Source organism: Aquitalea aquatica (genome assembly GCF_013911085.1).
Classification (GTDB): Bacteria; Pseudomonadota; Gammaproteobacteria; order Burkholderiales; family Chromobacteriaceae; genus Aquitalea; species Aquitalea aquatica.
The window spans coordinates 202,557-216,658 of record NZ_JACERN010000022.1; the positions used below are offsets into that span (position 1 = coordinate 202,557).

12 protein-coding genes are annotated in these 14,102 nt (G+C 61.3%); 3 read left to right on the forward strand and 9 right to left on the reverse strand.

Going from position 1 to position 14,102, the window contains the following annotated elements; translation table 11 throughout:
* Positions 1-137 precede the first annotated feature (137 nt).
* Positions 138-2,012 (forward strand): methyl-accepting chemotaxis protein, encoded by a 1,875-nt coding sequence (locus H2Z84_RS06835; RefSeq protein ID WP_181835309.1) that lies wholly within the window; start codon positions 138-140, stop codon positions 2,010-2,012.
* Between the two features lie 75 nt (positions 2,013-2,087).
* A complete protein-coding gene (locus tag H2Z84_RS06840) occupies positions 2,088-3,734 on the forward strand; it encodes a tetratricopeptide repeat-containing glycosyltransferase family protein (protein WP_181835310.1) in 1,647 nt (548 codons plus the stop codon).
* On the opposite strand, the gene H2Z84_RS06845 is transcribed toward H2Z84_RS06840, so the two are convergent.
* The 7 genes from H2Z84_RS06845 to H2Z84_RS06875 form a co-directional block, all read right to left on the reverse strand.
* Positions 3,731-5,128 carry an FAD-binding oxidoreductase gene (locus tag H2Z84_RS06845; protein ID WP_181835311.1) on the reverse strand — a complete coding sequence of 466 codons (1,398 nt, stop codon included), beginning with the start codon at positions 5,126-5,128 and terminating at the stop codon, positions 3,731-3,733. The two genes, H2Z84_RS06840 and H2Z84_RS06845, sit on opposite strands and share 4 nt — an antisense overlap.
* 1 nt (position 5,129) lies before the next feature.
* On the reverse strand, positions 5,130-5,636 hold the full coding sequence (locus tag H2Z84_RS06850; RefSeq protein WP_181835312.1) for a cupin domain-containing protein: 507 nt from the start codon (positions 5,634-5,636) through the stop codon (positions 5,130-5,132).
* A gap of 20 nt (positions 5,637-5,656) precedes the next feature.
* A complete protein-coding gene (locus H2Z84_RS06855; RefSeq protein ID WP_181835313.1) occupies positions 5,657-6,280 on the reverse strand; it encodes a glutathione S-transferase family protein in 624 nt (207 codons plus the stop codon).
* Positions 6,277-7,869, reverse strand: coding sequence for a sodium:solute symporter family transporter (locus tag H2Z84_RS06860; protein WP_181835314.1), 1,593 nt, complete (start codon positions 7,867-7,869; stop codon positions 6,277-6,279). The genes H2Z84_RS06855 and H2Z84_RS06860 overlap by 4 nt, the downstream gene beginning before the upstream one ends.
* Positions 7,866-8,081 carry a DUF485 domain-containing protein gene (locus tag H2Z84_RS06865; protein WP_181835315.1) on the reverse strand — a complete coding sequence of 72 codons (216 nt, stop codon included), beginning with the start codon at positions 8,079-8,081 and terminating at the stop codon, positions 7,866-7,868. The genes H2Z84_RS06860 and H2Z84_RS06865 overlap by 4 nt, the downstream gene beginning before the upstream one ends.
* Positions 8,082-8,156: 75 nt before the next feature.
* Entirely contained in the window at positions 8,157-9,512 is a 1,356-nt protein-coding gene (locus H2Z84_RS06870) for an aldehyde dehydrogenase family protein (protein WP_181835316.1), read from the reverse strand.
* A gap of 340 nt (positions 9,513-9,852) precedes the next feature.
* A complete protein-coding gene (locus tag H2Z84_RS06875) occupies positions 9,853-10,644 on the reverse strand; it encodes a helix-turn-helix transcriptional regulator (RefSeq protein WP_181835317.1) in 792 nt (263 codons plus the stop codon).
* 1,027 nt (positions 10,645-11,671) lie between these two features.
* Here H2Z84_RS06875 and H2Z84_RS06880 point away from each other — a divergent pair.
* The gene (locus H2Z84_RS06880; RefSeq protein WP_181835318.1) at positions 11,672-12,637 is read left to right on the forward strand and encodes a LysR family transcriptional regulator; all 966 of its coding nucleotides are present in this window, start codon (positions 11,672-11,674) and stop codon (positions 12,635-12,637) included.
* A 69-nt stretch (positions 12,638-12,706) separates the two neighbouring features.
* Here H2Z84_RS06880 and ubiT read toward each other — a convergent pair whose 3' ends face one another.
* Entirely contained in the window at positions 12,707-13,141 is a 435-nt protein-coding gene (ubiT, locus tag H2Z84_RS06885) for a ubiquinone anaerobic biosynthesis accessory factor UbiT (RefSeq protein ID WP_181835319.1), read from the reverse strand.
* Positions 13,128-14,057, reverse strand: a complete 930-nt coding sequence (locus H2Z84_RS06890) for a U32 family peptidase (RefSeq protein WP_181835320.1) — start codon at positions 14,055-14,057, stop codon at positions 13,128-13,130. Before H2Z84_RS06890 ends, ubiT begins: the two co-directional genes overlap by 14 nt.
* Positions 14,058-14,102 lie beyond the last annotated feature (45 nt).

The following is a 14,102-nucleotide window of genomic DNA, read 5'->3' on the forward strand; positions in this document are numbered from 1 at the left end:
TGTTCTGGATCAAATTGTAAATAAGTATTTCATAATTTAATGCAAAGATAGATGAAGGGCCGGTTATTCCGCACAGCAAGCCTGCCCCGGTCATGATGGTTAAAACAAGTCCGGCACCCGTCCGGTAAGGGGGAAACATGAAATCCTTGCGCAGCAAACTGATTGCTTTCAACGCCTTGCTGATGGCGCTGTTTGGCCTGGTACTGGTGCTGATCGTGTTCATCCAGATGCGGGGTGAAATTCTCAGCGGACTGAATCACGAATTCGACTCTGCGCTGAAGGGCCAGAGCACTGTGGTGAAAACCTGGCTGGATGAGAAAAAGCAGGAAATCGCCGCCCAGGCCAGCGTGGCGACCGAGGCGGATGCCCTGCGTTTTCTCAAGGTGGGAGCCAAGGCCGGTTTCAATGTGAATTACGCCGGTTTTGCCGATGGCCACTCGCTGTTTTCCGACGACTGGACTGCCCCGGCCGACTACAAGGTGACCGAGCGCGACTGGTATAAGCAGGCCATGGCCGCCGGCAAGCCGATCGTGACCGAGCCCTATGTGGATGAGGCCAGCAAGAAACTCACCATTACCGTGGCCGCGCCCATCAGCCATGGCGGTAGCCAGGTGGGCGTGGTCGGTGGCGATGTATTCGTCGATAGCCTGGTGAAGTCGGTGCTGTCGCTACAGATCCGTGGCAATGGCTATGCCTTTATCGTGGATAGCAAGGGCAAGCTGCTGGCACATCCGCAGGCAGCGCTCACCCTCAAGCCTATCAGCCAGCTGGCCCCCGAATTGACGGCGGACAAGCTGGCCGAGCTGGCCGGTTCGGCCAGTTTGCAGCAGATGCGCATGGGCGAGCAGGACATGTTGCTCTCCGTGCAGCGCATTCCGGACAGCGACTGGCTGATCGGGCTGGCCACGCACAAGGATGACATCCTGGCACCGCTCAATACCCTGCTGCTGACCGTGGCCGGCTTGAGCGCGCTGGTTTTCGCCCTGCTGATTCCGCTGGCCGGGGTGTTGTTGGGACGCATGCTGGGTGGTCTGGTGGCGCTGAAAGCCGCCATGGAAGATATTGCGCATGGTGATGGTGATCTCACCTTGCGGCTGAAGGACGAAGGGCAGGACGAAATCGCCGCCACCGCGCGTGCTTTCAATCAGTTCGTTACGCAGCTGGCAACGCTGTTCCGTGGTCTACGCGACAACGCAGGCGGCGTGGTGGACGGTGTGGGGCAGGTATCCAGCCAGGTGCTGGATGTGGCGGACAGTGCACGCAGCATTTCCGACATGTCCTCGTCCAATGCGGCGACGCTGGAGCAGATTACCGTCAGCATTGCCCATATTGCCGACAATGCGCGTGAGGCCGACCAGCTGGCTACCGCCACCGGCACCGGTCTGGAATCTGGTGCACAGGGCCTGCTGTGTCTGGCCGATGGTATGGAAAGTACGGTGCAGTCGGTTCGCTCGCTGGAAAGCATGCTGGCAGCGCTAGAGCAGCGCTCACAGCAGATTTCCGGCATCACCGAGGTGATACGCGATATTGCCGACCAGACCAATCTGCTGGCACTGAATGCCGCCATCGAAGCTGCGCGTGCTGGCGAGCAGGGGCGTGGCTTTGCCGTGGTGGCCGACGAGGTACGCAAACTGGCCGAGCGCACGGCCCAGGCCACGGTGCAGATTGCCGGCATGGTCAGTGCCATTCGCAGTGAAACCGGCAAGGCGGTGGGCGATGTGCAGCAGACGGTGACTGTAGTGAACGATGGCGTGGTGCTGACCCAGCAGGCGGTGGCCACCATCCAGTCCATCCGTCACTCCATGCTGGAAGTGGTGAGCAAGATGTCGGAGATTTCCCACTCCACCCAGGAGCAGCACAATGCCAGCACGCTGATTGCGCAAAGCTCGGAGCAGATCAACAGCCGGGTGCTGGAAAATGACGAAATGCTGCAGCAGGCCAGTACCACCTTGCAGAGCCTGGCAGGCCGCGCCGGACAGATGAATGGCGAGTTTGCCAAGTTCCACCTGTAAGTCGCTAAAATGCAGTACCGGAGCCGCCCATGGGCGGCTTTTTACCGTCTGTTGCCGTACAAGGAGCCCTGTTTGATGAGGCTGTCGCCACTGGCCCTGCGTGCCGCAACCCTGCTGGCCGAGCAGAATCTGTCCGCAGCCTTGCTGGCCGCACAGGATTGCCTGCAGGCCGAGCCGGATAATGCGCCGATGTGGAATCTGCTGGGCGTCTGTGCGGCCAGGCTGGGGCAGGGCGAGCTGGCCGGCCAATGCTGGCAGCAGGCGCTGCAGCTGGATGTGGCGGTGGCCGACGCCCATTACAACCTGGGCTGCCTGTACGAGGAGCGTGGCGAGGCTGCGCTGGCAGAGCAGCATTTTTGGGCAGAGCTGGCTGCCGATCCGCAACACCAGGACAGCCTGTACCGCCTGGCACTGCGTTATCAGCAAGATGGCCGCACGCAGCAGGAGGAAGCCTGCTGGCGTCGTTTGTTGCATGTGCAGCCGGATCATGTGGTGGCGCTGCACGATTTGCTGCTGCTGTATCAGCGGCAGCGGCGATGGCTAGCAGCTGCGGAGCTGTTGCAGCGGGCATTGCATTTGCCCTTGTTGACGAGCGCCGAGGCGGCGGCTCTGGCGGCGGCCTGTCTGCAACAGGGCATGGCCAGCGCTGCCATGCGTTTGCTGGAGCAATACGTGCCGCTTGAGCAGGCAGATGCCCACCAGGCATCTATCTGGGGACTGGCCTGCAGTGAGTTGCGGCAGGCCGAGCGTGCCGAAGCCGCCTGGCAGCAGGCGGTAGCTCTCCAGCCGCAACAGCCACGCTATATGCAGAATCTGGGCTATTTGCTGCTGGCGCAGGGGTGCTGGCATGAAGGCTGGCAGGCACAGGAAGCCCGCCTGCTGCGTCCGCCAGTCGAACTTGGCCTGTCAACTCTTGCTTCGCCGCGCTGGCAGGGTGAGTCCTTGGCTGGGCAGCATTTGCTGGTGTGGCTGGAGCAGGGCCTGGGTGATGCCCTGCAGTTTTGCCGCTATCTGCCCTTGCTACAGGCTGAGCGCCTGACCGTGGTATGCCGGCCGGAGCTGAAGCGCCTGTTGCACAGCATGGCATTGGCCTGCCCGGTGCAATTCCTGCCGCTCACCAGTCTGGACATGGCCTTGCCGGCACACGACTGCCATGTGTTTTCCATGAGTTTGCCCTTGCTGCTGCAGCCCGATCCGGCTGCCGTGCCGCCAGCCGGTTTTTCCCTGCAGCCAGCGCCCAGCTTGCCGGCCAGGCAGCGCAAGCTGCGGCTGGCGCTGGCATGGCGTGGCCATGCCCGGCATCCTTTTGATCATCACCGCTCGCTGCCGGATGTCCGCTTGCTGGAAGCGCTATTGCAATTACCCCATATCGAGTGGCTCAGCCTGCAACTGCCGGTGGCGGCAGATGAGCAGGCATGGCTGGGCCAATGGCCGCAATTGCTGCCCGGCGAGGCGGGGCTGGCTGATCTGGCTGATACGGCGGGGCTACTGGCGCAACTGGATGGCTTGGTGACGGTGGATACCGCGCTGGCCCATCTGGCCGGTTGTCTGGGGCTGCCGTGCTGGCTGTTGTTGTCGGCCAGCCATACCGACTGGCGCTGGGGCTGGGAGGGAGAGCACACGCCGTGGTATCCGGCACTGCGCTTGTATCGTCAGCAGCAGGCTGGCGACTGGCCGGAGCTGCTTGCCCGGCTGGCCGTTGATCTGGCGGCGCTGGATTAATCGCCGCTGCCGGACAGCCACTTGCCGGGGTTCATCAGCCCGTGCGGATCCAGCAGCTGCTTGATGCTGCGCATCAGCTGCAGGGCAACCGGGTCCTTGTAGCGTTGCAGCCAGTGGCCCTTGAGTTGGCCCACGCCATGCTCTGCCGCCAGCGTGCCCTGATGGCGATACACCTGGTCGTAGACGATGGCGTTGACACTGTCCTCGTCCTCAAACAAATGGGCATTGTCCGGCCGGGTGTAGCTGATGTTGTAATGCAGATTGCCATCTCCTGCATGGCCGAAGGCAATGATGCGTACACCGGGAAAGGACTGGCGCAGCGCGCTTTCACACTGCTGCAGAAAGTCGGGAATGGCTGAACTGGGGACGCCGATATCGTGCTTGATGCTGGGGCCATCGCGCTTTTGCGTTTCCGACATTTCTTCACGCAGCCGCCACAGGCGCTGGCGTTCGGCCTCGCTATGTGCCAGCACGCCGTCGGCAATCTCCTGGGTTGCCAGCCATTCCACCAGTTTCTGTTGCAGCGCATGGCTGTCGCCGCTGTCGGATAGCTCGGCCAGTACCGCCCACGGCTGGATGAAGGGCAGTTGGCCGGGGTGGTATTTGTCCAGCAGCTGCTGACAGGCTTCCGACATGATTTCAAAGGTGGTCAGCCGGTCGCCAAAAGCCTGGCGCAAGGCCGACAGCAGGCCGATGGCTGCCTGGCTGCTGTCCACGCCCAGCCAGGTAGTGGCGTGGGCGGTGGGGAGCGGGAACAGCTTGAGCGTGGCGGCGGTAATCAGTCCCAACTGGCCTTCCGCCCCAATGAACAGCTGCTTCACGTCCAGCCCGCTGGTGTCCTTGCGCAGGCCGGACAGCTGGTGCAGTACCTGACCGCCCGGCAGCACCACTTCCAGCCCCAGTGTCAGTTCGCGCATGGTGCCGTAGCGCAGCACCGCCAGCCCGCCGGCATTGGTGGAAAGATTGCCGCCGATCTGGCAGCTGCCTTCGCTGGCCAGCGATAGCGGAAACAGCCGGCCGGCATCTGCAGCCAGCTGCTGTACCTGGGCCAGCGTCATGCCGGCCTCTACCGTGATGCTATTGTTGGCGGTATCGAGGGCGCGCAGCTGGTTGAGCCGGCCAAGGCCGATTACCAACTGACGGCCGGAGGCATCCGGTGTGGCCGCGCCACAGGTGGAGGTGTTGCCGCCCTGAGGTACCACCGCGACCCGATGCGCCTGGCACAGCTGCAGCAGCGCGGCTACTTCTGCCGTGTTGGCTGGCAGTGCCACCGCTAGCGGCAGGCCCTGATAGCGACGGCGGTAGTCCAGCGCGTAGGGGGCGGTATCTTCGGCCTGGGTCAGCAGATGTGGCTCCCCGATGATGGCGGCAGCGGCGGCGAGAAACTGGGGCATGTCAGTCATGGTCCTGTTGTGCGCGCAAGGCATCCGGCAGGCCGTCGTGTTTGCCTTGCAACTGGCCGGGGCAATCATCCCAGTGACGGGGGCCAAGCGCGCGATTGCGCGCCGGGTGTAGCGGGTAGTGCAGCTGGTTGTCTTCGCGGTCGCCCACGCACAGCAGCCGTACATCGTGTGCGGTGTTGTTGAGGAAACTGTGGGCGATACCGCTGCCAGCGGGAAAACCTACCGTGTCACCGGGCTGCAGCCGGTGCAGCACACCATCCAGCCAGACATCCGGTTCGCCTTCCAGCACGTAGACGAATTCGTCTTCGGTCTTTTCCGCATGGGGCCAGGAGGTGCGTCGGCCAGGAGGCAGCAGTTCGTGATGAATGCCGATGCGCTGCAGGCCAAAAAAGCGGCCCAGCGGCGAGCCGATGGACAGCAACTCGCTGCTGTCCGGATAACTGGCGTTGTCTGGCTCTTGCAGTTCGCGCCAGTGTTTGATGCAGGATGGCCGTTCCATCACGCTTCCCCGTGTTTGCTTCAGTCCGGAATGTCCGCCGCCATCAATTCGTCCGGATGCTGCCAGCCGGGCAACTGGCTGATGCGCTGCAGCCAGGCGGCCACCTGCGGCCAGCCGGCGATGTCCAGTCCGGCATCACCCAGCCACCACAGATAGGCGCTGGCCGACAGGTCGGCGATGGTCGGCGTGGCACCGATCAGATAATTGTGCGCGCTCAGGGTGCTGTCCAGCACGGCCAGATCATCGCGCACACGCGCTTCCAACCAAGCGGTGACCTCGGCCGGCTGCGGGGAGAACTTGCATGCCAGGCGCAGATTCGGCAGGGAGAAGCCGATGCGGTTGCTCTCCCAGCACAGCCATTCGCGTACCAGCTGGCGCTCGCCCGGAGCGCCGTCCAGCCGGCCGTAATTGTCGGCCAGCCATTGCAGGATGGCATTGGACTGGCACATCGCCGTGCCATCAGCCACCAAGACCGGCACCTCGCCAAAGCGGCTGGCAGCGCGGAAGTCTTCGGCGCGTTCGGCGCGCGGCAGCGCCAGGTCGACATGAACGTAGTCATGGGATACATCGGCCAGCATCAGTGCCAGGCGCACCTTGTAGCTATGGCCGGAGAAACAGTTGCCGTACAGAGTCAGTGTGGTCATGTGGTTTTTCTATTGCGGTGTTGTGCTGGCGGCCAGTCGGTTTGCTGCATGGCTGGCCCGGATGAGACTGGGGCTTGGTTGGCAGTGTCGGCGCGTGGCTGCGCCGCGTCAATGCTGCGTCCCGGCGTCTTGTCGAGGACCGAGGCCAGCCAGGCAGCGGCAAAGGCCAGCGGCACGGAAAACAGCGCCGGGTTGGCATAGGGAAACAGCGGCCGGGCATGGCCGAGCATGCCCACCCACACGGTAGGGCCGCTGATGATCAGCCCCAGTGCCGCCAGCATGCCGCAGCAGCCGCCAGCCAGCGCCCCGCGCGCAGTGAGGCCGCGCCAGTGCAGGGTCAGTAGCAGAACCGGGAAATTGCTGGAGGCGGCGATGGCAAAGGCCAGGCCCACCAGAAAGGCGATATTCAGATTCTGGAACAGGGTGGACAACAGCACGGCAGCCACGCCCAGCAGCAGGGTAGCCAGTCGCGACAGCTGCCATTCCCGTTGTGGATCGGCCTGACCACGGCATAGCCACAAGGCATACAGATCGTGGCTGATGGCACTGGCACCCGCCATGGCCAGCCCGGCCAGCACCGCCAGGATGGTGGCAAAGGCCACGCCGGCAATCAGTGCCTGCAGCCATGGCCCGCCCAGTAGCGCGGCCAGATGCAGCGCCGCCATATTGCCACCGCCCAGCAGCTTGCCGGCGGCGTCATGGAATGGGGCTGCAGGCCCGACCAGTACCAGTGCGCCATAGCCGATAAAGATATTCAGCAGGAAAAACAGACCGACGATGCCGGTAGCCCAGCCCACCGAGTGGCGGGCGGCGCGGCCATCCGCCACAGTGAAAAAGCGCAGCAGGATATGCGGCAGCCCCAGCAGGCCCAGGCTAAGCCCCAGGCCCAGCGATAGCGCATCCAGTGGATCGGAGAGAGATTTTCCTGGCAGCAGCGCCTGACCATGGCTGAGCCGGTCTACCTGGGCAAACAGGGCCGGCGCGCTGTAGCCAAAGCGTTGCAGCACACCGCCGGCCAGCAGCAGTGCGCACAGCAGCATCAGCGCGGCCTTGGTCATCTGCAGCCAGCTGGTGGCCAGCATGCCACCCAGCCCCACTTGCAGCACCATCAGCACCACCACCAGCCCGACTGCGGCCAGATAGGGCAGGCCGAATAGCAGCTGCAACAGTTTGCCAGCGCCTACCAGTTGCACGATCAGATAAAACAGCGTGATGGTGAGCGAGCTGATGATGCTCATCAGGCGTACCGAGCGCTCGTCAAAACGGCCGGCCAATACCTCGGCCACACTGTAGCGCCCCAGCGCCCGCAGTTTGTCCGCCAGCAGCAGCATCAACAGCGGCCAGCCGGCCAGCGTACCGACCGCATACACCAGGGAATCGTAGCCCTGCCCCAGATACATGCCGATGGAGCCGAGAAAGGCGGCAGCTGATAAAAAATCTCCCGCCAGTGCCAAGCCATTTTGCCAGGCCGGTAATTGTCCGCCGGCGGTATAGAAGTCATCGGCAGAACGGGTAAGGCGTGCTGCCCGGCGAGTCAGCAGCAGGCTGGCGACAATGAATAACAGGAAGAAAACCGTGGCCGGGCTCATCTGGCGGACTTTCGGTCTTGCGCCCGGATATGCCACAGGGTGACCGCGAAAAACAGCAGGAACAGCAGCAAGGCCAGCAGGATGGAACGCGGCCAGCCAGCGACACTACCCTGTAGCAAGGGTGGGGCGGTGGCAATCAGGCCGAAATAGCCCAGGCAGGCCAGCAAGACCAGCCCGGCGAGAATGGCGGTGGATGACAGAGGAAACTTCATGACAAACGGTGCAGGGCGGCCAGGAGCGGAACAGCCGGCCAGTGTAGCGCATCGCTACCCCGGCCGCCGTGCTGCTTATTTCTGCCAATAGGTTTTGACGTTGACGAATTCATACAGGCCGAACTCCGACAGCTCGCGCCCATAGCCAGAGGCTTTTACGCCGCCAAAGGGCAGACGCAGATCCGAGCTGGTGTGGCGGTTGAGAAAGACGCTGCCCACATCCAGTTGCCGCGCTAATTCCCAGCCATGGGTGGTGTCTGCGGTATAGATGGAGGCGCCCAGGCCAAACGGCGTGTCATTGGCCAGCCGGATCGCATCAGCCTCGTCACGGGCACGCAGGATGCTGGCCACCGGGCCGAAGACTTCTTCGTGATAGACACGGCAGCCGGCATGCACATGATCCAGCACTGTGGCCGGATAGAAGAAACCGGGTGCCGGAGGCAACTGGCCACCCAGCAGCAGGCTGGCGCCCTGATGACAGGCATCCAGTACCTGTGCATGCAGTGCCTCGCGCAGATCGGCCCGGGTCAGTGGCGACAGGGTGGTGGCCGGGTCGCGCGGGTCGCCCGGGCGCAATGCGCTGGCGGCGGCGACAAAGGCGGCAACAAATTGCTCGGCGATTTCCGGCACCACGATCATGCGCTTGGCCGCATTACAGCTTTGGCCGGCATCGCGGAAGCGCGAATTGACCGCATCCTGCGCGGCGGCTTCGACATCGGCATCGGCCAGCACGATAAAGGGATTGCTGCCGCCCAGTTCCAGTACGGTCTTCTTCAGATGCTTGCCAGCCAGGCTGGCGATGATGCGCCCGGTATGGGTGGAACCGGTAAAGGCCACGGCGTCGCTGCGGCGGATGGCTTCTTCCACCAGTTGGTGATCGATCCAGGCAATGTCGAGGCAATCCAGCCCGGCGCCGTGCACCAGCTCCAGCAGCAACTGGGTGCATTGCGGTACCGAGGGCGCGGGTTTCACCAGGCAGGTATTGCCTGCCATCAGCGCCGGTACGGCAAAACGCAGCAATTGCCAGATGGGGTAGTTCCACGGCATCACCGCCAGCACGCAGCCCAGCGCCTCGAAGGCAACACCGCTCTGGCTGGCCTGGGTGGGAATGGATTGGGGAGCCAGCAGGGTGGGGGCCAACTCGGCGTAATAGCGTATCAGTTGCGCCGACTTGTCGATTTCGGCCAGGCACTCAGCGGTGCGTTTGCCCACCTCCAGTGTCACCAGCGCCGCCAGTTGCTCACGGTGGGTTTCCAGTTGCACGGCCAATTGCAGCATGCGCTCGGCGCGTTGGGACACGCTCAGGGCCGCCCAGCCGGACTGGGCGCGTTTCAGCCGCTGCAGAGCATCATCAAGCTGGGCCTGGCTCCAGCCAGGACGGGTAAACACCACCTCGGCGGTGGCTGGGTTGCAACTGGTAAAGGCATTCATGGCCGGTAGGCAAAGGAATCAGCAGGAGCAGCGACTGTAACAAATCGCCCCGCCTTGTGACAGGGTTTTGGCTGGAAGAGGCGGGTGATGGTGCACGGAATAGCGGTAGCACGGACGGTGACCGACCATGCCACACAGCCAAAAAAAGGCCCCGTGAAGCCGGGGCCGAATGTTTCAGGTGAGTGCATGGGTCAATCAAGAAGAGACTTGCAGATTGAAACTCCGCCGACAGTGCCACGTCGTATCAATGCGACGCGGTTGCCATTGGAGCGCCGATTCTAGCGGCAAGCTGGCAGTGTCGTTACTGGCTGTAGTGCCTGCCCTGTAGCCTTGCCAACAGCTACATTGTGCCGGCTACGGTGGTCAGCCCCAATTGCAGGCCGATGACGATGGCGTGGGTACGGTTGTTGGCATTCAGTTTGCGGATGATGTTGGCAACGTGGAATTTCACCGTCCGTTCACTGATACCCAGGATGGTGGCAATTTCCCAGTTGGTCTTGCCATGACTCATCCAGTGGAAAATATCGAATTCGCGTTGCGATAGCGGCATGGCCGCAGGAGCGGCCGGAGCCAGATTGGCTACCCTGCCAGCAGCCTGGCGTAGGTGCAGTAGCAGGCTGTTCAGCATTTCGGTGAGCTGGCTGTCCTTGCCGATTTCACTACCAGAGACTGACAGCACGCAGACCAGGTTCTGCCGTTCGGACAGGGCGCTGAAGCTGATGCCGTTGCCCATACCGATGGAGGTCAGTTCCTGAATGAACTGTTTTTCCTGTTGGCCCTTGGCTCGGGAGAACTTGTCGGCCCAGTGGATGGGACCCTGCCCCATGACCGAGCGCAGCACCGGGTCACAACTGATGTAGTTATGGCTCATGTAGTGCTCTACCCAGTCTTCCGGAAAGCTGACATTTACCACTTTTTCCACCCGGTGCAGTTGCTGGTGCTGGTTGATGCGTCCCAGGGTGATCACCATGTGCTTGGTAGGAAGCTGGGATTGCAGGTGGTCCAGATAGAGCTTGAGTTCGCTTTCGGTCTCGATCTGGCCGACGGTATGGATCCAGTCCAGCAGGGTTTTCTGACTGGCCGGGGACAGATTGCCCGGTATGGGGTGAGCAAAGGGAAGCTTGCTATGCATGATGACGTGACCTTCATTGTCGGGTGGCCAAGACGGTGGTCCGCTTGCAATGTTCCAGCGTTCATCAGGAAGGCGTGGCAGTTTGAGCGCCTGACTCCACTAGCGATGCTTGCTGGCTGGTCTGGAGTTTATTAAGCAGCTACCCGGCGAAACCAGTAGGTAAAGGCCCAAGTAGAGCGATCGCTATGCTGAATAAGTAATTTCTCTATGTTCAGTAAGATTGCGCAGAATTTTCCGGGGGTGTGGGATGCTTTTTCCTGAGGACAAGAGAGCTACCGTAGCGGAAGACGGCACTGGCGTGAAAGTGGCTACTGGCTTGCCGGCAGCAGGTGCCGGCTGAGAAATTTTCACGCGGAAGCCAAGGCATGGTCAGAGAAAGTGGAAATTTTGCTGGAAAAACTGGCGGTGTGTGTTGGAGGCTGCGTTGATTGCCTGTGTGGAAATGACGGCTATTCAGGTGACGAGTGATGTGTGCGATGGACATGCCCTGGTGCTGATGCTGCTTGATATCGCACAGGGTTGGCCGGCCGTTTGTGCCGCAGAATGCTAGTGCAGCCGGGGAGTACATCCACTGAGGACTGCGTTGGATCAGCTTTGTTTCAGCTTGAACTATCTTTTGCTGCAGTCTTGAACAATATTGATTGGTAAGCGTATGCCACTCGCCTGATTTTGGTCTGTTGGATGGATGACTGTGGGGGAAGGCGGTGAGGGGCTGAGTTTGTGCGGGATCAGGGCTTGTCGTTATTGATGTTAAATGCCAATGGCAAGATGCACTTGGTATTTTAAAATCAGACTGATTTTTGCTTGCTTGTGCCAAAAGACACCATGAAATTGTGAAATTTGAAACAGATTACTGGCATTTCAGACCGTAAACGTAAGTCAAACTTCATTATTCACTGGATCTGGTGTACGCTTTTTAAAGAAGAACTACTTAATAATGAAGTTGGCAAATCATGCAGCCGGGGCGGGGAATGCCGTGCATTAATCGGTCGCATGAGTTCAATGCCGCTCAGGGAACGTTTCAGCTATGGATACTTTAAAAGCCTTGATGGTCTTCATGACCACTGCCGAGAATGGCAGTTTCTCGGATGCTGCAAGAAAACTGGGCGTATCGCCAGCGGCTATCAGTCAAAGCATTGCGCGACTGGAGCAGGAGCTGGAGGTTCGCCTGTTTAACCGGACTACCCGCCAACTGACCCTGACGGAGGATGGACGCCGTTTCTATGCGCAATGCCGCGGACCGGTGAACAATCTCGATTCGGCCATCAATCAGCTGAAAGCCAGCCGCGATGAGCCGGCCGGCCATCTGCGCGTCAGCATGCCCAACTCTTTTGGTCGCCGCTTCATTTTGCCCATCATGGGCGAGTTCTGCGAACGCTATCCCAAGATCCGGGTGTTCTTTGGCCTGGACGACCATTTCAGTGATTTGATCGAAGATGGCTACGATGTGGGAGTGCGCATCGGCATGATGCCGGATAGCCGCATGGTGGCGCGTAATCTGGCACAGATTCCGCAATACGTGGTGGCTTCTCCCGAATACTGGGACAAGCATGGCCGTCCGGAAACGACCGAAGAATTGAGCAATCACGACTGCATCAACTTCCAGTTTCCGACTTCGGGCCGGCTGTACAAGTGGGAGTTCGACCGCAAGGGTGAGCGTATTCCGCTGGAAGTGACCGGTACCTATACCCTGAACGAGATGGAAGCGGTATGCGAGCTGGCGCGTTTGGGCATGGGCGTGGCACAGCTGCCAGGGCATGAAGTGGTGCACCTGATCCGTAATGGCGAGCTGGAAGCGGTACTGACTGATGTGGTATCGCTGGAGCGTTCCATCTACATCTGCTTCCCGCATCGCGACCATATCGCACCGCGTACCCGCGTGTTTGTCGATTTCGTGGTCGAGACGCTGGCCGATCACCCGGATGTGATGGCTGATTTGCCTGGTCTAGACTTGTCGGCCAAGCGCAAGGCGGCGGCGCAGCTGGTTTCCTGATTCCGCTTTGCAGTACAGTCAAAAGCCCGGCCTATGCCGGGCTTTTTGCGTGGTAGCTTGCTGCTGCTTTTATACGGCCATGAAACGCTGTAGCGGGGTGCTGCTCCAGTCCACGCTGTCCAGCAGGTTTTTCACGATCAGGCCCAGCTCGGTATCGCCTTCGATGATCAGCTTGCGATTGAAAAACAGGGTGTCCGGATCTTCCTCGCGCAACATCATGCGGGCAAAGTCGGCCAGATTGGCGGACAGCCGCAGATCTGGTGTATCGCCGACGCTGGCCACCTTGAAGTTTTCTTCGTCGGCAGAAAAGCCCAGTCGCAGGCCAGCATCCTGCACATGCACTTCAAAACTGTGGCCAGCCAGCAAGCTCATATCGGCCGGCAGTATGTCGCGTTTTTTCAATTGATTCAGGGTGGTCACCAACGCCCAGCAGGGCGGGGTAGCCGGCAGCCGGCCTAGCAGGCTGGCCATGCTGGCGGGCAGGGTGAGTTCAGGAATGCGCATGATGGGCTTCTCCAATGGCGGCGATGCCAGCTTCGCCACGCCAGTAGCCATCCACCAGGCGGCTGTCGGCGTAGGGAGCCAGATCGATGTCGGTGTGCAGCGGGCTGTTCAGCGCCTGGATGGCTTGCTGGTAGCCCGCCACCACGCGCTCGGTGTGCTGCCACTGCGGGCTGATGCGCACGGCCCGTACGCCCATGGCGGCAATATCAGCCAAGTGCGGCAGCAGGGAGTGGCAGCCATCCGACATGGTCTGGATGCCGTTGATGGTGAGGAAGGCTTGCTGCTCGCGGGTATTCAGCCGTAGGCCATCCGGATGCTCCAGGCAGCGGAACTGGCAATCGTCCTTGGACAGATTGTAGTGACGTGCGGTAAAGCAGCGGGCGGACAGCGCTAGTGGCAGGCGGCCCCAGGCGAACAGCTCGGTTTCGATATTCAGTCCTTTGTCGCTGACTTGCTGCAGCACGGCGGCCAGCGTGTCGCGGTCCATTTCCACCGGTGGAATCCAGCGCCGCGCGCCCAGCGATTGCAGCAGGGCCAGAGTATCGGCGTTGTAGATATTCAGGTGATGGCCGGCGACAAAGGGGCGGCCTTGCTGCTGTGCCAACCGGGCCGCGCCCAGATCGTTGGCTTCCAGTTGCAGTTCGCCGTTTTCCACCAGCTTGCGCAGGCGGCGCAGGTCGGACTCGCTCTCGATCAGTGCCAGGCTGGATAGCACTACGTGGCGGCCGCTTTCGGCCAGTTCCTTGCCCAGGGCGATCCAGTCCTGGCCGCGCAGTTGCTGGCGGCGCGAGCAGACGGCTTCGCCCAGATAGATGGTTTCCAGCGGCCAGTCGGCAGCTTCGCTGTAAAACCGCAGGATATCGTCGCGCGACCAGTAAAACAGTACCGGCCCCAGCGTCAGTTGCAATGTATTCATATCAGCCCTGCTTGTTGGGCCGGCATGGCGTGTGAGCCTGCCGGC